General features: G+C 71.0%; 19 protein-coding genes. 8 read left to right on the top strand and 11 right to left on the bottom strand.

The features are described 5' to 3' along the window. Positions 1-119: 119 nt before the first annotated feature. Positions 120-395, top strand: coding sequence for a PspC domain-containing protein (locus tag ACWEOZ_RS40375; RefSeq protein ID WP_451915961.1), 276 nt, complete (start codon positions 120-122; stop codon positions 393-395). A 1-nt stretch (position 396) separates the two neighbouring features. Here the strand turns inward: ACWEOZ_RS40375 and guaA are convergent, their stop codons facing one another. The 3 genes from guaA to ACWEOZ_RS40360 all read right to left on the bottom strand — a co-directional run bounded on the left by guaA (position 397) and on the right by ACWEOZ_RS40360 (position 5,553). After that, positions 397-1,950 (bottom strand): glutamine-hydrolyzing GMP synthase, encoded by a 1,554-nt coding sequence (gene guaA, locus ACWEOZ_RS40370; RefSeq protein ID WP_451915960.1) that lies wholly within the window; start codon positions 1,948-1,950, stop codon positions 397-399. Between the two features lie 20 nt (positions 1,951-1,970). Then, positions 1,971-3,674: a S8 family serine peptidase gene (locus ACWEOZ_RS40365; RefSeq protein ID WP_451915959.1), complete on the bottom strand. Its 1,704-nt coding sequence runs from the start codon at positions 3,672-3,674 to the stop codon at positions 1,971-1,973. 112 nt (positions 3,675-3,786) lie between these two features. Next, positions 3,787-5,553 (bottom strand): S8 family serine peptidase, encoded by a 1,767-nt coding sequence (locus ACWEOZ_RS40360; protein WP_451915958.1) that lies wholly within the window; start codon positions 5,551-5,553, stop codon positions 3,787-3,789. Positions 5,554-5,700: 147 nt separating this feature from the next. On the opposite strand from ACWEOZ_RS40360, the gene ACWEOZ_RS40355 reads away from it, so the two are divergent. Continuing rightward, on the top strand, positions 5,701-6,792 hold the full coding sequence (locus ACWEOZ_RS40355; RefSeq protein ID WP_451915957.1) for an LCP family protein: 1,092 nt from the start codon (positions 5,701-5,703) through the stop codon (positions 6,790-6,792). 2 nt (positions 6,793-6,794) lie between these two features. On the opposite strand, the gene ACWEOZ_RS40350 is transcribed toward ACWEOZ_RS40355, so the two are convergent. The 3 genes from ACWEOZ_RS40350 to guaB all read right to left on the bottom strand — a co-directional run bounded on the left by ACWEOZ_RS40350 (position 6,795) and on the right by guaB (position 10,930). Next, positions 6,795-8,231, bottom strand: a complete 1,437-nt coding sequence (locus ACWEOZ_RS40350) for a M1 family metallopeptidase (protein ID WP_451915974.1) — start codon at positions 8,229-8,231, stop codon at positions 6,795-6,797. A gap of 68 nt (positions 8,232-8,299) precedes the next feature. Then, positions 8,300-9,418 carry a GuaB3 family IMP dehydrogenase-related protein gene (locus tag ACWEOZ_RS40345; protein ID WP_451915956.1) on the bottom strand — a complete coding sequence of 373 codons (1,119 nt, stop codon included), beginning with the start codon at positions 9,416-9,418 and terminating at the stop codon, positions 8,300-8,302. Between the two features lie 24 nt (positions 9,419-9,442). Next, a complete protein-coding gene (guaB, locus tag ACWEOZ_RS40340; protein WP_212986732.1) occupies positions 9,443-10,930 on the bottom strand; it encodes an IMP dehydrogenase in 1,488 nt (495 codons plus the stop codon). Between the two features lie 119 nt (positions 10,931-11,049). Between guaB and ACWEOZ_RS40335 the strand changes: the two genes are divergently transcribed. Further along, positions 11,050-11,451, top strand: a complete 402-nt coding sequence (locus ACWEOZ_RS40335; RefSeq protein ID WP_433724965.1) for a DUF5319 domain-containing protein — start codon at positions 11,050-11,052, stop codon at positions 11,449-11,451. Positions 11,452-12,277: 826 nt separating this feature from the next. Here the strand turns inward: ACWEOZ_RS40335 and ACWEOZ_RS40330 are convergent. Next, entirely contained in the window at positions 12,278-13,120 is an 843-nt protein-coding gene (locus ACWEOZ_RS40330) for a response regulator transcription factor (RefSeq protein WP_360556044.1), read from the bottom strand. A gap of 230 nt (positions 13,121-13,350) precedes the next feature. Here ACWEOZ_RS40330 and ACWEOZ_RS40325 point away from each other — a divergent pair, with 230 nt between their 5' ends. Then, positions 13,351-13,740: a WhiB family transcriptional regulator gene (locus ACWEOZ_RS40325; RefSeq protein WP_203773793.1), complete on the top strand. Its 390-nt coding sequence runs from the start codon at positions 13,351-13,353 to the stop codon at positions 13,738-13,740. 169 nt (positions 13,741-13,909) lie between these two features. On the opposite strand, the gene ACWEOZ_RS40320 is transcribed toward ACWEOZ_RS40325, so the two are convergent. From ACWEOZ_RS40320 to groES, 4 genes are all read right to left on the bottom strand, one after another. Continuing rightward, the gene (locus ACWEOZ_RS40320; protein ID WP_451915955.1) at positions 13,910-15,577 is read right to left on the bottom strand and encodes a molybdopterin-dependent oxidoreductase; all 1,668 of its coding nucleotides are present in this window, start codon (positions 15,575-15,577) and stop codon (positions 13,910-13,912) included. A gap of 46 nt (positions 15,578-15,623) precedes the next feature. Then, positions 15,624-16,247 carry a hypothetical protein gene (locus tag ACWEOZ_RS40315; protein WP_451915954.1) on the bottom strand — a complete coding sequence of 208 codons (624 nt, stop codon included), beginning with the start codon at positions 16,245-16,247 and terminating at the stop codon, positions 15,624-15,626. A gap of 95 nt (positions 16,248-16,342) precedes the next feature. Beyond that, positions 16,343-17,995, bottom strand: coding sequence for a chaperonin GroEL (gene groL / locus ACWEOZ_RS40310; protein WP_451915953.1), 1,653 nt, complete (start codon positions 17,993-17,995; stop codon positions 16,343-16,345). A 74-nt stretch (positions 17,996-18,069) separates the two neighbouring features. Further along, positions 18,070-18,384, bottom strand: a complete 315-nt coding sequence (gene groES / locus ACWEOZ_RS40305) for a co-chaperone GroES (RefSeq protein WP_084297906.1) — start codon at positions 18,382-18,384, stop codon at positions 18,070-18,072. 231 nt (positions 18,385-18,615) lie between these two features. Between groES and ACWEOZ_RS40300 the strand changes: the two genes are divergently transcribed. The 4 genes from ACWEOZ_RS40300 to ACWEOZ_RS40285 all read left to right on the top strand — a co-directional run. Next, positions 18,616-19,782 (top strand): class I SAM-dependent methyltransferase, encoded by a 1,167-nt coding sequence (locus ACWEOZ_RS40300; protein ID WP_451915952.1) that lies wholly within the window; start codon positions 18,616-18,618, stop codon positions 19,780-19,782. 11 nt (positions 19,783-19,793) lie between these two features. Continuing rightward, positions 19,794-20,276 (top strand): Cys-tRNA(Pro) deacylase, encoded by a 483-nt coding sequence (gene ybaK / locus ACWEOZ_RS40295; protein ID WP_451915951.1) that lies wholly within the window; start codon positions 19,794-19,796, stop codon positions 20,274-20,276. 137 nt (positions 20,277-20,413) lie between these two features. Beyond that, the gene (locus tag ACWEOZ_RS40290) at positions 20,414-21,511 is read left to right on the top strand and encodes a sugar ABC transporter substrate-binding protein (RefSeq protein ID WP_451915950.1); all 1,098 of its coding nucleotides are present in this window, start codon (positions 20,414-20,416) and stop codon (positions 21,509-21,511) included. Between the two features lie 79 nt (positions 21,512-21,590). Continuing rightward, positions 21,591-21,769 (top strand): ATP-binding cassette domain-containing protein (locus ACWEOZ_RS40285; RefSeq protein WP_451915973.1); only part of this gene is annotated, 179 nt, incomplete at its 3' end.

The following is a 21,769-nucleotide window of genomic DNA, read 5'->3' as shown; positions in this document are numbered from 1 at the left end:
CAGGCGGGCAGTAACTGACAGCAATACCCCCGAATCACCCATCCCGGGGACCCGAATCAGGGTCGGTATCGGGGCAGTCACCGAGGCGGCGGGACCCCTGCAGGGCCCACTCTTGGAGCATGACTACACCGACCGTTGCCCCTTACAAGCAGCTCCGCCGCCCGCTCGACGACCGCATCGTGGCCGGCGTGTGCAGCGGCCTCGGCCGTTACCTGGCCGTCGACCCGGTGCTGATCCGGGTCGGCTTCGTCGTGCTCGCCGCCCTCACCTGGGGCACGGCGCTGCTCGCGTACCCGATCGCCTGGTTCCTGATGCCCGAAGAGCCGGCACCGGCCGAGCCGGTGTGGCGCGACCCGGCCGACCCCACCTGGGGCCGGCCGCCGACCGCGCCGTGACTCACTCCCACTCGATGGTGCCCGGGGGCTTGCTGGTGACGTCCAGGACGACCCGGTTGACCTCCGGCACCTCGTTGGTGATGCGGGTGGAGATCTTGGCGATCACCTCGTAGGGCAGGCGCGACCAGTCCGCCGTCATGGCGTCCTCGCTGGAGACCGGGCGCAGCACCACCGGGTGCCCGTAGGTGCGCCCGTCGCCCTGCACGCCCACGCTGCGCACGTCGGCCAGCAGCACCACCGGGAACTGCCACACGTCGCGGTCCAGGCCGGCCGCGGTCAGCTCCTCGCGGGCGATCAGGTCGGCCGCGCGCAGCACGTCGAGGCGGTGCCGGTCGACCGCGCCGATGATCCGGATCGCCAGGCCGGGCCCCGGGAACGGGTGCCGCTGCACCATCTCCTCCGGCAGGCCCAGCTCAGCGCCGAGCGCGCGCACCTCGTCCTTGAACAGCGTGCGCAGCGGCTCGATCAGCGCGAACTGGAGATCGTCGGGCAGGCCACCGACGTTGTGGTGGGACTTGATGTTGGCGGTGCCGGTGCCGCCCCCGGACTCCACCACGTCCGGGTAGAGGGTGCCCTGGACCAGGAACTCGATGTGCCGTTCGGCGTCGAGCTCGCGGGCGGCCGCCTCGAACGTCCGGATGAACTCCCGGCCGATGATCTTGCGCTTCTGCTCGGGGTCGGTGACCCCCGACAGGTGCCCGAGGAACTGGTCGGCCGCCTCGACCACCTTGAGCCGGATGCCCGTCGCGGCCACGTAGTCCTTCTCCACCTGCTCGGCCTCGCCCGCCCGCAGCAGGCCGTGGTCGACGAAGATGCAGGTGAGCTGGTCCCCGACCGCCTTGTGCACCAGCGCCGCGGCCACCGCCGAGTCGACGCCGCCGGACAGCCCGCAGATGACCTGCTTGTCGCCGACCTGCGCGCGGATCGCGGCGACCTGGTCCTCGATGATGTTGGACGACGTCCAGGTCGGCTCCAGGCCGGCGATGTCGTAGAGGAACCGCTGGAGCATCTCCTGGCCCTGCTCGGTGTGCGCCACCTCGGGGTGGAACTGCACACCGGCGCGCTTGGCGACCAGGTTCTCGAAGGCCGCCACCGGGGCGCCGGCCGAGGAGGCGGTGACCGCGAAGCCCGCCGGGGCCTCGGTCACCGAGTCGCCGTGCGACATCCAGACCGGCAGGCCGGCGGGGAGCTCGCGGAGCAGGGTCCCGGCCGCGGAGTCCGGGGTGAGCAGGGTACGGCCGTACTCGCGCGAGCCGGTGTGCGCGACCGTGCCGCCCAGCGCCTGGGCCATGGCCTGGAAGCCGTAACAGATCCCGAAGACGGGGACGTCGTTGTCGAACAGGGTGGCGTCCAGCACCGGGGCGCCCGGCTCGTACACCGAGGACGGTCCGCCGGACAGGATGATCGCCGCCGGGTTCTTGGCGAGCATCTCGGCGACCGGCATCGAGTGCGGCACGATCTCCGAGTAGACCCGCGCCTCACGGACCCGCCGGGCGATCAGCTGGGCGTACTGGGCACCGAAGTCGACGACGAGAACCGGGCGGGGTGTGCTCATGGACGGCGAGTTTACCGGCGTCAGCGGTACCACTTCCGGGCCGGGGCGTACCGCGCGTTGCCGGCCTTGTCGTAGGCGCGTACCCGCACCGTCATGACTGCGCCGTGCTTCCACGTCTGCACCGCGAACTTGTGGGTGCTGCCCGCGTACCGCTCGGTGACCTTGCCGTCGACCAGCAGTTCCAGCCGGCTCACGCCGTTGCTGTCGGACGCCGTCGCGGTCACGTACCGGGTCTTGCGCACGTGCCGGGTGCCGCCGGCCGGCCCGCTGGTGATCCGCACCGAGGGACCCCGGTTGTCGATCGTGACCCGGCGGGTGGCACTGGTCACGTTGCCGCCCCGGTCGTACGCCCGCAGCCCGAGCGTGACCGCCTGGCCGCTCGCGGCGGTCTTCCACGAGAAGCTGTACGGCGCCACCCGATCGGTGCCCACGACGACACCGTCGGCGAGCAGCTGCACCTTGGCGATGCCGATGTCGTCGGTCGCCTTCGCCGCGACGGTGACCGTTCCGTGCACCAGCGCGTTGCCGCCGGGCGCCAGGAAGGACGTGGCCGGCGGAACCGAGTCGTCGGTTACCGGCAACGAGGCCAGCGCGGCCGCCGCGTCGACCCGGCCGGAGGACGCCGGGATCCAGGTGCCGGCGATGCCGTGGGCCGAGGTGGTCAGCGCCGTCCGGATCACCGCCGCCGTCGGGGTGGGTGAGGTCGAGGCGAGCAGGGCCGCGACACCGGAGACGAACGGGGTCGCCGACGACGTACCGCAGAAGTTGCCGACGCCGCCGTCGCGCGCCTGCGCCGGGTTGCAGCCCGGCGCCGCGATGTCGACCCAGCTCTTGCCGTAGTTGGACCATGAGTAGCGGCTGTCGGTGGAGGTGGAGGCGCCCACGGCCAGCGCGGCCGGGATGGCGGCCGGGTAGTGCGGGGCTGCGCTGCCGTCGTTGCCCGCCGCCGCGATCACCAGCGCGCCCTTGCCGGTCGCGTAGGCCACCGCGTCGCGCAGCAACTGGCTGTCGGCGGCACCGCCGAGCGAGAGGTTGATGATGTCGGCGCCCTGGTCGGCCGACCAGCGCACCCCCTGCGCGATGTCGCTGTAGGAGCCCGAGCCCTTGGCGTTGAGCACCTTCACCGGCAGGATCCGGCAGGTCCAGCAGATCCCGGCGATCCCGGTGCCGTTGTCACCGCGGGCCGCGATCACGCCCGCGGTCATCGTGCCGTGACCCTGGTCGTCGGTGGCGTTGCTGTCGTCGTTGACGAAGTCCCGGCCGGGCAGCACCCGGCCGGCCAGGTCCGGCAGCACCTTCACGCCGGTGTCCACGACCGCGACGACGATCGAGGCGGAACCCTTGGTGGTCTCCCACGCGGTGTCGACCTGCGCCTTACGGATGCCCCACTGGTACCCGAACGCGGGATCGTCCGGGCGCACCGCGGCGATCCGGGCGACCTGGTCGCGTTCCACGTAGGCGACGGCCGGGTCGGCCCGCAACGCGTCGGCGGCCTCGCTCACCTGGTCGGCCGGGACGTCGACGGTGACCGCGCCGGCCAGCGGCTCACTGGCCACCACGTCGACGCTGCGCTCGAGGGTGCCGACCACGTCGGCGTCGGTGCGCAGACCGACGATCAGCGACACCGCCGCCTCGTCGTCCACCGGCGCCGCCGCGGCCGGGCTGACGCCGGCCAGGGCGATGCCGGTCACCAGGAGACCGACGGTCAGAGCGCGCAGATTCATGCCCCCACGGTCGGCGCCGGGACAGCGGAACGTCGGACCGGTACGGGTGCTTTCCGGGAGCAGAGAAGCCCTCGCCGAGAGCGCCCGGCGAGGGCTTCCGATCAGGGGGCGGTCAGCGCTTGTACGTGCGGGCCTTGTCGTACCTGACGTTGCCGGCCTTGTCGATGGCCCGGATCTGGACCTTCATCGGGTTCGGCTGCTTCGCGGCGGTGAACGAGAACGCGTACGACGAGGAGGTGTCCTGGGCCTTCACCTTGCCGTTGATCAGCAGCTCGACCCGGCGTACCCCGTGGGCGTCGGAGGCGGTCGCCTTGATCCGGACCGTGCCCTTGACCTTGGCCTTGTTCCTGGGCGCGCTGGTGATCCTGACCGCCGGCAGCACGTTGTCCACCACGATCGAGCGGTCGTACCGGGTCTCGTTGCCGGCCTTGTCGTAGACCCGCAACTGCAACTTCACCGTGCCGTTGCGCCCGGCGCTCTGGTACGTCAGCGAGTACGGCGCGGAGAAGTCCTGCGACTGGTAGACGCCGTCCGCGTACAGGTTGACCTTGAGGACCCGCGACCCACCGTCCGCGACGCCGTGCGGGGTGACCGTGATCGTGGCCCGGTTGAGTGAGCCGGCCCGCGGGGCCATGCCCGTGACGGCCGGCGGCGTGACGTCGGTGGCGATCGTCAGGGCCTTGGCCGCGTCGAGCATGCCGAACGTGTTCCAGCTGCCGATCGGGCGGGCCGACGAGAGCAGCGAGTGCTGCAGCGACCAGCCCGTGTACGCCGGGTGCACCGTCTTGATCAGGCCGGCCGCACCGGCGACCATCGGCGCCGCGAAGGAGGTGCCCTCCTGGTCGGTGTGGTAGACGCCGTAGCGGTCCATGCCGGTGATGACGCCGGGGGCGGCCATGTCGACCCAGGAGTCGCCCGCCTTGTTGTAGCTGGAGAAGTCGGCGCGGGCGTCGGAACCCTTGGCGGTGGCGCCGACGGCCACCACGTCGGTCAGCGCGGCCGGATACATCTTGGTGTTGCGGCTGGAGGTGCGGCCGGCGTTGCCCGCCGCCGCGACGACCAGCACGCCCTTGCGGTTGGCGTACGCCACGGCGTCGGAGAGGGCCTTGCTGTACCCGGGACCGCCGAGCGACATGTTGATGATCTTCGCGCCCTGGCCGACGGCGTACACGATGCCCTTGGCGATGACGCTGTCGTAGCCGTTGCCGTTGCGGTCCAGCACCTTGACCGGCAGGATCACGCACTTCCAGCAGCCACTGGCCATGCCCGCGCCGTTGTTGCCCCGGGCCGCGATGATCGAGGCGACCGTGGTGCCGTGGCCGAAGTCGTCGGCGGTGTTGCTGTTGTTGCTGACGTAGTTCCAGCCGACGGTGACCGCGCCGGTCAGGTCGCCGACCTTCGCCACGCCGGAGTCCAGCACCGCGATCTTGACGGCGCCGCCGGTGGTGGTCTCCCACGCCGCGGGCAGCCGCACCTGGTCGATCTCGCCCTGGTGGCCCTCGGTGTACATCGGGTCGTCCGGGGTCACGTCGGAGACCTTGCGCACGTGGTCGACCTCGACGTACGCCACGGCCGGGTCGCTGCGCAGGGCCGCGATGACTTTCGCGCTGCGCGCCGCGGGCACCTCGAGGGAGTGCGCGCGCAGGCTGGCCAGCGCCTGCTGGGCCGAGCCGGCGGCGTCCAGTGCCCGGACGCCCAGGGAGGAGACGGTGCGCAGCGGGGCCGCGGTGTCCGCGCCCTGCTTGGTGCCGACGATCAACCGCACCGGCAGCTCAGCGGGGGTCTCGGCGGCCAGGGCCCAGGAGGTGACCCCGACCATCGTCGCGACAACCACGGCGGACAGCGCCCCGATGCCGGCCCGCCGTGTGACCTGCTTCATCTAGGACGTGCCTCCCGGGTCCGACCGCCCACCTCGGCAATCGCGGCGGCCAGCGTACGGCCGATCTTGCCGATGTCCATGCCGGGTTCCACCACGCGAGATCACCGGGACGTTGAGCACGTGGTGAGCGTCCCCTACTGTTCCAGCATGCGGACTAACAGGCTTCTCTGGGCGGCGGCCGGCGTGGTCGTGGTGCTGCTGCTGGCCGGCGTGGGCGTCGTCATGGCCCTGCGCGGTGGCACGGACGAGCCTGATCCCGTGGCGGCGCCCAGCTCCGCACCGGCGTCGGCGCCGGCCACGTCCGCCAGCCCCGCCCCACCGCCCGGCGCCGACCTGGAAGGCCCGCTCGACCTGCTGATCCTCGGCGTCGACACCCGCGCCACGATCCCGGACTGGCAGCCCCACGCGGACGCCATCATGCTGCTGCACGTCGACGCCGACCTGCGCCGGGCCTACCTCTACTCACTGCCCCGGGACCTGCGGGTCGACGTGCCGGCGTTCGCCAAGAACGGCTACGGCGGCGGACGGCACAAGCTCACCGAGGCGATGAGCGACGGCGCCAAGGTCAAGGGCACCGACAAGGCGAACGTGGCCCAGGGCTACGAACTGCTCGCCCGGACCATCTCGAAGTACACCGGCATCAAGAAGTTCGACGCCGGCGCGGTGCTGACCTTCGCCGGCCTCAGCAAACTCACCGACGCGCTCGGCGGCGTCACCCTCAAGATCGACCAGAAGGTCGTCTCCCAGCACCGCCGCCCCGACGGCAGGCTGCGCACACTGCGCTCCGGCGGTGGCGGCTACGTCGGCCCGCAGGCCACCTACCTGCCCGGCACCCGCAAGCTGGTCGGCTGGCAGGCCATCGACTACGCCCGCCAGCGCTACACCGCCGGCGGCGACTACACCCGGCAGCGCCACCAGCGGCAGCTCGTCAAGGCGCTGCTCACCAAGGCCGAGGACGCCGGTCTGGCGACCGACCAGGCCAAACTGCAGGCGGTGCTGGACGCGCTGGGCGACACGCTGGTCTTCTCCGGGCAGCGGACCCCGATCGAGTACGCGTACGCGCTGCGCGACCTCACGCCCAGCAATGTGACGCTGGTCGGCCTGCCCGGTGACGCCGTCTTCAGTGGCGGCTACGTCGGCGAGCAGCTCACCGCGACCGGGCGCGGCTTCCTGCGCGCGGTCGCGGCCGGGGACCCGGCTTCCTACCTGACCAAGCATCCGGAACTGGTCAACAAGTAGGGCTACGGCAGCGGCGGCTTCTCCTTGCCGAAGAGCCACGCCTGGAAGAGTGGATCGAGGTCCTTGCCGCCGCCGGCCCGCTCGGCCGCCGCGATGAAGTCCGCAGTGGTGGCGTTGCCGTCGCGGTGCTCAGCCGGCCACGACTTGAGCAGGGCGAAGAAGGCCGGGTCGCCGATCGTGCGGCGCAGCGCGTGGACGGTCATCGCGCCGCGCTGGTAGACGGCGTCGCCGAAGAGCCGGTCGGGGCCGGGGTCGCCGGTCGGCACCGACCAGTCGAATCCGGCGTAGGCCCGGTCGAACGACTGCTGGGCGGTCCGCTCGCCCTCGTGCTCCTGCCAGAGCCATTCCGCGTACGTGGCGAAGCCCTCGTTGAGCCAGATGTCCTGCCAGCGGGAGAGGGCGACGCTGTCTCCGTACCACTGGTGGGCCAGCTCGTGGACGACCACTGTGGTGTTGGGCTGACCGATGAAGAACGTGTTGCCGTAGACCGGGCGGGACTGGGTCTCCAGCGCGTATCCGACCCGGTCGTCGTCGAGGACCACCCCGCCGTTGGCGTCGAACGGGTACGGCCCGAACTGGGTGGCGAGGAAGTCCGTGACGGCGCCGGTGCGGGCCAGCGAACGGGCGGCGTTGCTGCGGGCCGGCAACGAGTCGGGCAGCGCGATGACCATCGGCTTGCCGTCGTGGGTGGAGCTCTGCACCCGGTACTGCCCGATCACCACGAACGCGAGATAGCTGGCCAGCGGCTTGCTCTCCGTCCAGCGCCAGGTGGTCCTGCCCGCGCTGGTGGCCCGCTCGCCGGGAACGCCGTTGCTGAGCACCTCGACCCCGTCGGGCACGGTCATGGCCAGCGCGAAGGTGGCCTTGTCGGAGGGATGGTCGTTGACCGGGAACCAGGTGCTGGCGGACTCGGGCTGACCCAGGGCGAAGGCGCCGTCCTTGGTCCGCAGCCACCCGCCGACACCGAGCGCCTCGTTCCTGAGCGGCTGCGGCTTGCCGCCGTAGTCGACGACGACGGTGAAGGCCCTGCCCTTGACGATTCCGGCGGCCGGTGTCACGACGAGCTCGTTGCCGTCGGCCCGGCTGGTGGCGGGCTGTCCGTCCACAGTCACCTTGGTGACCACCAGCTGCGCCAGATCCAGGTGGAACGCCGACAGGTCCTGAGTGGCGGTCGCGGTGATGGTCGCCGTGCCGCCCAGCCGGCCGGAGGCAGGGGTGTAGTCGAGTTTCAGGTCGTACCCGGCGACGTCGTAGCCGCCGTTGCCGTACTTGGGGAAGTAGGCGTCGCCGGCCCCCTCGGCACCGGGCGCGAAACTCGGCGGCACGGACGGCGACTCCGCCGCCCGCGGAGTCTTGTCGTCGGCAGTGCACCCGGCGACGGCCAGCGCCGTCACCACGGCCATAACGGCTGCTGTCCTGCGGGTACGCCCTAGCTGCATCACAGCGACGACGTTACGTGCCCCCGGCGAAAGCGCGGCGAAGCCGCGCTCCCACTCCGGTGGTGACCTCAGCGGTCCAGGACCAGGCCGACCTTCTGGAATTCCTTGACGTCGTGGTAACCGCACTTGGCCATCGCCCGGCGCAGGCCGCCGAACAGGTTGAGCTGGCCGTCGGGCCGGTCGGCCGGACCGTACAGCAGCTCCTCGAGGGTGCCGTCGGGCTCGCCGGCGATGCAGAAGCCACCACGCGGCAGGCTCGGGTGGCTCGCCGCCGAGTGCCACCACGCGCCACCGGCCGGGGCGCCCTCGGCCAGCGACAGCGGCTCGCCGAGCATGACCGCGTCCGCGCCGCAGCCGATCGCCTTGGCGATGTCGCCGGAGGTCTGGATGCCGCCGTCGGCGATGAGGTGCACGTAGCGGCCACCGGTCTCGTCCAGGTAGTCGCGGCGGGCGGCGGCGGCGTCAGCGATCGCACTGGCCATCGGGACGCGGATGCCGAGCACCGTGTCCGTCGTGGACCACTCGTCCGCGCCGATGCCGACGATGACGCCGGCCGCGCCGGTGCGCATCAGGTGCAGCGCGGTCTTGTAGTCGGTGCAGCCGCCGACGATCACCGGCAGATCGAGGTCGGCGATGAACTCCTTGAGATTCAGCGGCTCGTCGGTGGTGGAGACGTGCTCGGCGGAGACCAGGGTGCCCTGGATGACGAGCAGGTCGACCCCCGCGTCGAGGATCACCGGGGCCAGCGCGAGGGTGTGCTGCGGCGACACGCGCACGGCCACGGTCACGCCGCCCTCGCGCATCGTACGCACGCGCTCGGCGATCAGCTCGGGCCGGATCGGCTCGGAGTAGACCTCCTGGAGGCGCTTGGTCGCGTCCGCCTCCTCGTCGAGCCCGGCGAGCTCCTCGAGGATCTTGGTCGGGTCCTCGTAGCGGGTCCACAGGCCCTCGGCGTTGAGCACGCCCAGGCCGCCGAGGCGGCCCAGGGCGATCGCCGACTGCGGGCTCATCGTGGCGTCCGACGGGTGCGCGACGCAGGGGATCTTGAACGGGTACGCGTCGACCTTCCAGTCGGTGGACACGTCGTCCACGTCGCGGGTCCGCCGGCTCGGGACGATGGCGATGTCGTCCAGGTGGTAACCGCGCTGGGCGGTCTTACCGAGACCGATCTCCACGACGTCGCGCATGTCGGAATACCTCTTCTGGGGAAGTCAGCGGGAGTGGTAGTTGGGAGCCTCGACGGTCATCTGGATGTCGTGCGGGTGGCTCTCCTTGAGACCCGCAGCGGTAATCCTGATGAGCTGGCCCTTGTCCTGCAAGTCCGGGATGGTCTCGGCGCCGACGTAGCCCATCGCGGCGCGCAGGCCACCGATCAGCTGGTGGGCGACCCGGGAGAGCGGGCCACGGTACGGGACCTGGCCCTCGACGCCTTCCGGCACCAGCTTGTCCTCGTTGACGTCCTGCTGGAAGTAGCGGTCCTTGGAGTAGGACTTGGCCTGGCCACGGGACTGCATGGCGCCCAGCGAGCCCATCCCCCGGTAGGTCTTGAACTGCTTGCCGTTGATGAAGATCAGATCACCGGGGCTCTCCTCGGAGCCGGCCAGCAGACCACCGAGCATGACGGTGTCGGCGCCGGCCACGATGGCCTTGGCGATGTCACCGGAATACTGGATGCCGCCGTCGGCGATGACCGGGACGCCCGCCGGACGGCAGGCCCGCGAGGCCTCCATCACCGCGGTGATCTGCGGCACGCCGACCCCCGCGACGATCCGGGTGGTGCAGATCGCGCCGGGACCCACGCCCACCTTGACCGCGTCGGCGCCGGCGTCGACCAGGGCCTTGGCGCCCGCGTACGTCGCGATGTTGCCGCCCACGATGTCGGTGGTGGTGTCCTTCTTGAGCCGGGCGACCATCTCGAGGACCGCACGCTGGTGACCGTGCGCGGTGTCCACGATGACGACGTCGACACCGGCGTCGATCAGGGCGCGGGCCCGCTTGTAGGCGTCGTCGCCGACACCGACCGCGGCGGCGACCCGGAGCCGGCCCTGCGGGTCCTTGGCGGCGTTCGGATACTGCTCGCTCTTGGTGAAGTCCTTGACCGTGATGAGCCCGCGCAGCCGGCCGAAGTCGTCGACCAGCGGCAGCTTCTCCACCTTGTGCCGCTGCAGCAGCGCGAGCGCCTCGTCCTTGCTGACCCCGACCGGCGCGGAGATGAGCGGCATCTTGGTCATGACCTCGCGCACCTTGACGCCGTGGTCGGTGACGAAGCGCATGTCCCGGTTGGTGACGATGCCGACCAGCACACCCTCGGCGTCGACGACGGGCAGGCCGGAGATGCGGTAACGCCCGCACAGGGCGTCGACCTCCCGCAGGGTGTCGTCGGGGCTGCAGGTGACCGGATTGGTGATCATGCCGGACTCGGACCGCTTGACCAGATCGACCTGCGAAGCCTGATCCTCGAGGGAGAGGTTGCGGTGCAGCACACCGATGCCGCCCTGCCGGGCCATGGCGATGGCCATCCGCGCCTCGGTGACGGTGTCCATGGCGCTGGAGAGCAGCGGGATGGAGAGCTCGACGTTGCGCGTCATCCGGGTGATCGTGTTGACCCGGCTCGGCACGACATCGGATTCGCCGGGCTGCAGCAGCACGTCGTCGAAGGTGAGACCCAGGGGCACCGTGCGGGCGGACTCGTTATCCACTGATCATCCCTAGCAAGAGGCGGAGTGTTTCATCCTACCCATCCAGGTGAGGGGCTCTGAAGGGCGGACAGCGCGTGCGGGCCAGCACACACCGCCTCTGGATGGGTACGGTAGACACCGTGCAAGAAGAGCCGATCGACCCGTTCAACGGCGACCCCGCCGATCCGGCCGCCGGACTCGACGACCTCACGGAGGACGCCGAGAACGACCCGCTGACCGAGGCCGAGCGGCAAGACGTCCTCGAGGACCTCTCCGACCTGGAGATCTACCAGGCCCTGCTGAGCCCGACGGGGATCCGGGGCCTGGTGATCGAGTGCGAGGACTGCCACGAGCCGCACTACTTCGACTGGGACCTGCTGCGCGGAAACCTCCGGCACCTGCTGAGCAGCGGGCGGCCCCGGGTGCACGAGCCGGCCTACGACCCGGACCCGGACCACTACGTGACGTGGGAGTACGCCCGGGGCTACGCGGACGGGGTGCACGACACGTTGACCGAGGGAACGGACGACGAGCAGAGCTAAATGGCTCTGTTTGATGGCCTCGCTCCGCTCGGCTGGCACTTCGCCCCAAAGGCGGTCGGTGTCGAGTGCACCAAAACAGGCCACGGCAAAGAGCGCCTAGCCTGTTTTGGCACCCTCGACACCGACGGGCGAAGTGCGACTTTGGTTGCGGTTACCACCTGTGTGGGGTGACCGACCTTGTTCTGGCCCGGCCTGGGAATCGCGAGGCGGGCGCGAAGAGACCGCCTGAGCTGGCTCAGCTAGCTGAGCCAGAGGTATGACCGTCCGGCTCTGATCAGCTCATCCCCCGTCGGCGGCCCAGCTCTGATCCGGCCCGACCGGCTCGATCGCCGGACCGGCCCTGCCGGTCGAGTCGCCAGCCCAGCTCAGATCCACCCGACCGCCCAGTCGCCAGGCCTGCCCCGCCGGTCGAGTCGCCAGCCCAGCTCAGATCCACCCGGCCAGCCCAGTCGCCAGTCCGGACCCTGCCGGTCGAGTCGCCGATCCAGCTCAGATCCACCCGGCCAGCCGAGTCGCCGGTCAGGCGGCTTCGGTCGAGTCGCCGATCCGGCCCAGACTCGGCCTGACCGGCCAGTCGCCAGCCCAGCTCAGATCCGCCCGACCAGCCCAGTCGCCAGTCCGGCCCCTGCCGGTCGAGCCGCCGATCCAACTCTGATCTGCCCGACCGGCCCAGTCGCCAGTCCGGCCCCTGCCGGTCGAGTCGCCGATCCAGCCTTGATCCGCCGGACCAGGCCCTGCCGGGCCAGGTCCGGCCGGCCCCAGCCCGGCCGCGAGTAGGCGGTCGGGCTCGGGCCGGGTCGGGTCGGGCGGGTCGTTTTGCGGTTGGTCAGGCGACCAGGCCGGCTCGGAAGCCGGCCGCTACCGCGTGGGCCCGGTCGCGGGCGCCGAGCTTGCGGAACAGACGCCGGGCGTGGGTTTTGACCGTGTCTTCCGAGACGAACAGTTCCCGGCCGATCTCCGCGTTGCTTTTTCCGTCGGCCATGCCTCGCAGGACCTGCAGTTCGCGCTCGGTGAGCGTGAGTCGCCGGCCCGTCGGGGCGTCGGTGCGGCCTGTGTCGTTGCCGGGCCAGACCATCGGGCGGCCCGTTGCCGGGTCGATGTCTGATCCGTCGCCGCGCTGGGCCGGGACCATCGGGGAGTTCGGCAGCATCGCGGGGATGCCGGCCGCGTTCGGGGTGCCGGCCATGGCCAGGCCGTCGCGGTGCAGACCGCGGGCTGTTGCCGAGTTGTTGTTGCGGCCCGCCCCGCCGACCGCGGCCGGTTGGGCGTTCGCGCCGTTGATCGGCATGCCCTGCGGGCGTACCGGTAGCAGAAGGAGCAGCAACGCCTTGGCGACCACACTGACCAGGTCGTGTTCGACGCCGCGGATGACGCCGCGGGCGCCGGCGGCTACGGCTGCCGCCGCGACCCGGGGGTCTTCGGCGCCGAAGAGGACGACCTGTGCCTGTGGGGCACGGGCGAGGACGCGCCGGGTGAAACCGACGCTGTCGGGACGGGTCACGGCGGTGTCGGCCAGGACGACCTCGGCCGGCCTTTCAGCCAGTCGGATCATGGCCTCGGTCTCGCTGACCGCCGTCCGCACGACCCCGGTCATGCCGAGCCGGGCCGCGGTGGAGGCGACGGTCTGGGCCGCTAGTGGGGTTCGGACGCACACGAGGACGGTACGCACAGTGATCCTCCTTCTCTCTCAGAGGAGATCACGCAACGGCCGCAGCATTACGCGCTTTAGATGGAAAAAATAGGAAACATCGGTACGGGTTGCCGCACCGATGGGATACGGCCGATGAAGACATCGACAAGTCGTGTGTGACGAAGCCTGCACCGGGGTACACCGGCGGCAGGCCTGAGCCATGGCCCTCATGACAGCACTCCGCGGTGCCGCGCGGGAGGAGGGTGTTGATGTCGAACGTTCGCAGACTGCCCGGGCCCATCGCCGATCTTTGGGACTGGCAACGACTGGGCCTGTGCAGGGGGCGCGACAGCGCCCAGTTCTTCCACCCGGACGGTGAGCGTGGCTCTTCCCGCAATCGTCGTGAGGCCAAGGCCAAGACGATGTGCGGAGCCTGCCCGGTCCGGGCGGAGTGCGCTGCTCACGCGCTGGCTGTCCGTGAGCCGTACGGCGTCTGGGGAGGTTTCAGCGAAGCGGAGCGGCTGCGGCTGCTCGCGGTCGGCTGGGAGGACCTTGCCGATCGGACTCACGGACGGGTTGACCTGGTTCGGCTCGAGGCCCGCCTGGGCCGGCCCCACAAGTCGACGGTGCCGGCACAACGGCAGGCACCGGCGGCCTGACGCCGGACCGAGCGCGGCATCACCACACATGTGACGACGCGGTTCCCTGCGGGGAGCCGCGTCGGCGTGTTCTGCGGCGTGTGAGCCGCGTCGGTGGACATACAAGCCACCGTATGAGCGAACTTGACGGTGTCGTCGGACCGGAAGTGCGGCTTTCGCGTGACTCGATTCAGCCGACCGTGACCTGCACGGAGTGCCACCCCGTGGCCCCGTCCGGCGCCGGCGGGGCGGGCGTGCTGGTCTGAATCTGACCATCCTTGTCGGTTGCCCGGACCCGCAGAGTGTGCTTGCCCGCCGTGGCCGGCCACGAGTACGACCATTGCACCCACGTGTCGACCGAGACGACCGGGGCGAGCGTGGCGGTGGCCCATGGACCGTTGTCGACCTGAACCTCGACCTTGGTGATGCCGCGGTGCTGCGCCCACGCCACCCCGGCCACCGTGACCGGCCCGGCGTCGCGCTTGGCGCCGTCGCGCGGCGTGTCGATGCGTGACTCGGTCTTGATCGGGCCGAGCGCCGACCAGCCCCGCGGCACCCAGTACGCGTCGAAGTCCGAGAACCGGGTCAGCTCGATCTCGGTGATCCACTTGCAGGCGGAGACGTAGCCGTACAGCCCGGGGACGACCATGCGCACCGGGAACCCGTGCCGCACGGGCAGCGGCTCCCCGTTCATGCCGACCGCGAGCAGGGCGTCGCGTCCGTCCCGCAGCACGGCCGTCGGGGTGCCGCAGGTCCAGCCGTCGCTCGAGCGCTGCACCACCTGGTCGGCGCCGGGCAGGGGCTGGGCCTCGTCGAGCAGTTCCTTGATCGGGGTGCCCAGCCACAGCGCGTTGCCGATGAGGTCGCCGCCGACCTCGTTGGAAACGCAGGCGAGGGTCACATAGCGCTGGACCATGGGCCGCTTGAGCAGCTGCTCCCAGGTGATGGTGATCGGGTTGCGCACCATGCCGTGGATGCGCAGCTCCCAGGTCGCGGGGTCGATCTGCGGCGGGTACAGCGCTGTGTCGATGCGGTAGAAGTCGTCGTTCGAGGTCACGAAGGCGGTGGCGCCGTCGACCTGAGCACCGGCCGGGACGGGCCCGGCAGCCGATGCGGCGGGCAGCACGACTGCGTTGCGGGCGGAGGTCACCGCGCGGCGCGAGGTGAGCAGCCTGCCACCCACGCCACCGACTGCGGCGACGCCGGCGGCGGTGCCGAGCCCGATGAGGAAGCGCCGGCGGCCGTCCTCCCGATAGGCGCTCGGGGAAACCGGCGGACGCGCGGGCGGATCAGCGGTGGCCGAGGCGGTAGCCAGGCCCCCGGGACCGCCGGCCGCGGAACGGGCAGCCCCGGTGCGGACGGGATGGGAGTGGACAGGCGCAGGAGCGGACGCCGGCGATCCGGCGCTGACCTCGACCGCGTCGGGCTCCACCTCGATCGCGGCCCGCAGCAGATAGCGAAGAGCGAAATAGGCCGCCACCGCCCCGACCAGAGTCGGCAGCGCAGCCGAGACACCGGCATCGTTACGGGTCAGCGCGGCGACCACCCCGATCACCGCGAACAACGCGATGCCCACCACCGCGACCACCCGCCGGCGCAGAGCCAGCACGCCCAGCAGAGCGGCATAAACGGCCAGCAGGATCGCCGTGCCGGTGATCAGCGCGGTCTTGTCGTGGGTGCCGAAGATCGCGATCCCCGCGTCCTTGACCGGCGCGGGCACGTTGTCGACCACCACACCGCCCACCGCGAACAGCGGTGACGACAGCGGTCCGGTGAGGACGGCGACGAGCTCGGCGACGCCGAGGGCCACACCGGCCGCCGCGACCCCGGCCAGCGCGGCCCGCGAGGAGAGTTTCACGTCTCCATCCTCCACCCGGCGGCCCCGCGTACCCGGGCCCCAGGTCTTACGTTTCGATGACGGCCGCCGGCCGCAGCGGTGGCAGCGCGGCCACCAGCTCGTCGAGCAGGGACACCGCGCACCGCTGGGCGCGCGGCTCCGGCAGCTTCGGCACGCCTTCCGCCGGCAGTTCCCAGATCACCCGGCCCGGATCGAGGCGCTCCAGGGCCGCGTACCACTGCTGCAGCGGCTCCCGCAGCTGGACGTGCGCCGCGAAATTGCGCCGCCGCCGGGTCTCGTCCGTGTCCCGCCGGCGTTGCAGCGTCTCGACCTCCGGCAGCCCGACCAGCACCGCGTCGGCGAAGCCGAGCCGGCCGGCCCGGAACGCCTCGCGGGTCACCGTCAGCTCCCGGTCGAACTGCGCGCGCGGGGCCAGGCCGAGGGCGGCCATCCCCCATGCGTAGTGCAGCTTGACCGGATCGGTGTCGCAGAACGCCACGCCGTCAGCGCGTTCCAGGTCGACGGCCTCGGCCCAGCGCCGCATGCTGACCCGGGCCCAGTGCCGGGCCAGGGCCACCGCGTCGGTGGGCTCCCGGCCGGTCGCGGCGTACTCGGCGACGTACCGGCCGACGTACCGCCGGCACCACGACGTCTTGCCCGCCGCGGTCGGCCCCTCCACCACCACGATCATCCGCGCCTCTTTCCCCGAATCCCGCATCACACACGACAAAGGGCGCGCCGCTGAAACGCGACGCGCCCTTTTGCTCTGACGAATCAGAAATCGGGTCAGAAGCCCGGGCCGTGCTGGTGTCCGTGCCCGCCGTGGCTGTGGCCGTGGCCACCACCCGCGGCGGCCGGCTCCGGCTCGGCCGGCTTCTCGACCACGAGGCTCTCCGTGGTGAGCAGCAGCGCCGCGATCGACACGGCGTTGGAGACCGCGTTGCGGGTCACCTTGACCGGGTCGATGATGCCGGCCGCGACCAGGTCGACGTACTCGTCGGTGGCCGCGTTGAGGCCGTGGCCCCAGCCGAGCTCGGCGGACTTGCCCACCACGACGTAGCCGTCGTGGCCGGCGTTCTGGGCGATCCAGCGCAGCGGCTCGACCAGCGACTTGCGGACGATGCGGACACCGACCGCTTCCTCGCCGGTGAGGCCGAGGTCGCCGTCGAGCACCGAGGCGACCTGCGCCAGAGCGGCGCCGCCGCCGGGGACGGTGCCCTCCTCGACCGCGGCCTTGGTCGCCGCGATGGCGTCCTCGATGCGGTGCTTGCGCTCCTTCATCTCGACCTCGGTCGCGGCGCCGACCTTGATGACGGCGATGCCGCCGGAGAGCTTCGCGAGGCGCTCGGAGAGCTTCTCGCGGTCCCAGTCGGAGTCCGAGGCCTCGATCTCCTTGCGGATCTGCGCGACCCGGTCGTCGATCTCGGCCTTGCGGCCGCCACCGTCGACGATGGTCGTGTTCTCCTTGTCGACCACGACGCGCCGGGCGGTGCCCAGCATGTCGAGGGTGACCTGGTCGAGCTTGTAGCCGAGTTCGGGGGCGATGAGCTCGCCACCGGTCGCGATGGCCAGGTCCTGCAGCATCGCCTTGCGGCGGTCCCCGAAGCCGGGAGCCTTCACGGCGGCGACCTTGAAGGTCTTGCGCAGGGCGTTCACCACGAGGGTGCTCAGCGCCTGGCCGTCGACGTCCTCGGCCACGATGAGCAGCGGCTTGCCGCCCTGCAGGACCTTCTCCAGCAGCGGCAGCATCTCCTCGACGCTGGAGATCTTCTGGGTGGTGATGAGGAGGTACGCGTCCTCGAGAACGGCCTCCTGCGACTCGGCGTCGGTCACGAAGTTCGGGGAGATGAAGCCCTTGTCGAACTGCAGACCTTCGGTGACGTCGAGCTCGGTGCTCAGCGCGGAGCCCTCCTCGACGGTGATGACACCGTCGCGGCCGACCCGGTCCATCGCCTCGGCGATGAGCTCGCCGATGGTGGCGTCCTGGGCCGAGATGGTGGCGACGTTGGCGATCGCCTTGTGGTCGCCGACCTCGACCGCCTTCTCCAGCAGGGCCTTGGAGACGGCCTCGGCGGCCAGGTCCATGCCCTTCTTGAGCGCGATGGGGTTGGCGCCCGCGGTCACGTTGCGCAGGCCTTCCTTGACCAGCGCCTGGGCGAGCACGGTGGCGGTGGTGGTCCCGTCGCCGGCGACGTCGTTGGTCTTGGTCGCCACCTCCTTGACCAGCTGCGCGCCGAGGTTCTCGTACGGGTCGCTGAGCTCGATCTCCTTGGCGATGGTGACACCGTCGTTGGTGATCGTGGGAGCGCCGAACTTCTTGTCGAGGACGACGTTGCGGCCGCGCGGCCCGAGGGTGACCTTGACCGTGTCGGCGAGCGTGTTGACGCCGTGCTCCAGCAGGTGCCGGGCGTCGTCAGAGAAACTGAGGATCTTCGCCATTTATGGTCCCTTCAACGCACCGGCGCCCTGGACCGGAGAGCCGGGCCAGGGCGGTCAGCACTGTCGGTTAGGTCTTACTTCTCGATGACCGCGAGGACGTCGCGGGCGGAGAGCACCAGGTACTCCTCGCCGGCGTACTTGACCTCGGTGCCGCCGTACTTCGAGTACAGAACGGTGTCGCCGACCTGCACGTCGATCGGAACGCGGTTGCCCTTGTCGTCGATCCGGCCGGGGCCGACGGCGAGGACGGTGCCCTCCTGCGGCTTCTCCTTGGCGGTGTCGGGGATCACGATGCCCGACGCCGTCGTGGTCTCGGCCTCGTTCGCCTGGACCACGATGCGGTCCTCGAGCGGCTTGATCGCAACCTTTGTCGCGGTAGTCACGGGCATACCCTCCTGGGTACAGGTGTTGTCGCCGGCCAGTGGACAGGCCGGGCTGATGCCTCATGCCACCGGGCGGGGCCGTCGTCGCGGGTGCCGGTCCGCCTGGTGCAGGCGCGCATCCCGGATGGGGCGCGCGCTGGCACCCTCAGGTTGAGAGTGCTAATCGGAGATTATGCCGGAACTAGCACTCCGTCAACCAGAGTGCCAGCACGTCACCTCCTAGCAGAATGACTCGCCGTGGACCTCGAACTGCTCGCTGCCCTGCGTACCGCCGAAGGGTCTGCCGCCCTGGCGGCCGCCGCCGACGTCGCCGGCGGCGAGCCGCTGGCCGCCGCCACCGCCCTGCGCGCCCGCGGGGTCTCCCCCGGGCTGGCCTCCGCCGCCCTCACCCAGACCGACCTGCGCCGGCGCGGCTCGGCGAAGTTCGGGGCCGCCGCCGCCACGATGCTTTTCACCCGCCCGGGGCTGGAGCAGGCGACCCGGGCGGTGGTCGCCGACCGGCGGGCGGCCCGGCTCGCGGCGGCCGGGGTGCGCAGCCTGGCCGATCTGGGCTGCGGCCTGGGCTCGGACGCCCTGGCCGCGGCCCGCCGGGGCATCCGGGTCCACGCGGTCGACGCGGACCCGCTCACCGCCGCCCTGGCCGCCGCCAACGCCGAGGCCGCCGGGCTCGCCGGGCTGGTGACCGTGGAGTGCGCGGACGCGACGACCGTGCCGGTGGAGCAGTTCGACGCGGTCTTCGCCGATCCGGCGCGGCGCCGGGCCGGTCGCGGCCGGGTGATGGATCCGCGGTCCTGGTCGCCGTCCTGGGACTTCATCGCCACGCTGCCCGAACGGGTGCCGCGCACGGTCCTGAAGCTGGCGCCCGGCATCGACCACGCGCTGCTGCCGGCCGGCGCCGAGGGCGAGTGGGTGAGCGTCGACGGCGACCTGGTGGAGGCCGCCTTCTGGTGCGGGCCGCTCGCGCAATGCGCCCGGCGTGCCGTGCTGCTGCCCGGCGGGGCCGAGCTGACCGGGTCGGGCGTCGAGGCCGCGCCGGTCGGGACGGTCGGCGCCTTCCTGTACGACCCGGACCCGGCCGTGGTCCGCTCGCACCTGGTCGCCGAGTTCGCCGCGTCGGTCGGGGGCCGGATCGCCGACCCGGAGATCGCGTACGTGTACACCGACGCGCCCGCCGACACGGTGTTCGGCCGGCGGCTCGAGATCACCGACGTGCTGCCGTTCTCGTTGAAGCGGCTGCGGACCCTGCTGCGCGACCGGGGCATCGGCCGGTTGGAGATCCGCAAGCGGGGTTCGGCGCTGGAGCCGGAGCAGTTGCGCAAGGATCTGCGGCTCAGCGGCAGCGCGGGGGCGTCACTGGTGCTGACCCGGGTGGCAGGCGCGCCGACCGTGCTGCTCTGCCGCTAGCCTGCTTGATCGTGGCGAAGAAGGCTGCCGGTACCCCGGCCACTGTGCTGCTCACCGCGCAGAAGGTGGCGCACGAGCTGCACCCGTACGACGTCTCGCCGGACGCCCCCCACTACGGCGCCCTGGTCGCCGCGGCCCTCGGTGTCGACCCGGCCGTGCTCTTCAAGACCTTGATCGCCGAGGTCGACGGCTCGCTGACGGTGGCCGTCGTGCCCGTGACCGGCGATCTTGATCTCAAGGCGCTGGCCGCCGCGGCCGGCGGCAAGCGGGCCGTCCTGGCCGACCGGGTGGCCGCCGAGCGCAGCAGCGGCTATGTCCGCGGCGGCATCAGCCCCCTGGGCCAGCGCAAACGGCTGGCCACGGTGATCGACGACTCGGCGCTCGCGTCGGCCCTGATGTACGTCTCCGCCGGACGCCGCGGCCTGCAGGTGTCCCTGGCTCCGGCCGACCTGATCAGGCTCACCGGCGCCACCACCGCGAAGATCCGGACCTAGCACCTCCCGTTACGACACCGTTACGACTCGTCAGGGACCTTTCTCCTGAGATCCGGCAAATCGGACCCTCCAAGTGACCTAGCGTCACCACCAGGAATCCGAAGCACGACCCGGATTGATCCGAAGGGACTCGAGGAATGCGTAAGGGAATGTTCGCCCTTGCCGCGGCTGGCCTGCTGGCCACCGGCAGCATGGCTGCGTGTGGTGACGACAGTGGCAGCGACTCCGGCAGCACCGGCGGTTCGTCCGTCGGCAAGGTGGGCGTCATCCTGCCGGACACTGCCAGCTCCCAGCGGTGGGGCACCGACGACCCCAAGTTCCTGAAGGCGGCGTTCGACGCTGCCGGGGTGGCGGTGGACATCCAGAACGCGCAGGGCGACAAGAGCCAGTTCCAGACGATCGCCGACGGCATGATCTCCAGCGGCGTCAAGGTGCTGATGATCGTCAACCTGGACTCCGGCACCGGCAAGGCCGTGCTGGACAAGGCCAAGGCCGCCGGCATCGCGACCATCGACTACGACCGGCTGACGCTCAACGGCGGCGCGAACTACTACGTGTCGTTCGACAACGTGGCGGTCGGCAAGCTCCAGGGCGAGGGCCTGGTCAAGTGTCTCACCGACATGAAGGCCACCAAGCCGGTCGTGGCCGAGCTCAACGGCTCCCCGACCGACAACAACGCCACCCTGTTCAAGGAGGGCTACGACTCGGTCCTCAAGCCCAAGTACGACTCGGGTGACTACGTGAAGGGCCCGGACCAGTCCGTACCCGACTGGGACAACGCGCAGGCCGGCACCATTTTCGAGCAGATGCTGACCGAGAAGAAGGACATCAAGGGCGTGCTGGCGGCCAACGACGGCCTCGGCAACGCGGTCATCTCGGTGCTGAAGAAGAACAAGCTGAACGGCAAGGTGCCGGTCACCGGTCAGGACGCGACGGTGCAGGGCCTGCAGAACATCCTCGCGGGCGACCAGTGCATGACGGTCTACAAGGCCATCAAGCAGGAGGCCGACGCGGCCGCCGACCTCGCCATCTCGCTCGCCAAGGGGCAGAAGAAGGACGTCGCCCAGACGATCACCGACCCGGAGTCGAAGGCGGCCGTGCCGTCGGTGCTGCTGCCCCCGAAGTCGATCTTCAAGGACAGCGTGAAGGACGTCGTCGCGGACGGCTTCGTCACCAAGGAACAGCTGTGCACCGGCGACTTCGCCAAGCTCTGCACGGACAACGGCGTCAGCTGACCCCACCTCGGGCCCGACGGCGCCGTCCATGCCCCGCCCGGGCGTGGGCGGCGCCGCATCGACTGAAGGAGAAACACCCGTGGCCGCGACACCTCTTCTGGAGCTGCGCGGGATCGACAAGAGCTTCGGTCCCGTCCAGGTCCTGCACGATGTCGGACTGAGTGTCTACCCCGGCGAGGTGACCGCGCTCGTCGGCGACAACGGTGCCGGAAAGTCCACGCTGGTCAAATGCGTCAGCGGGATCTACACCATCGACGC

This window comes from Actinoplanes sp. NPDC004185 (assembly GCF_053603475.1).
This window is presented reverse-complemented; position numbering and strand designations above follow the sequence as displayed.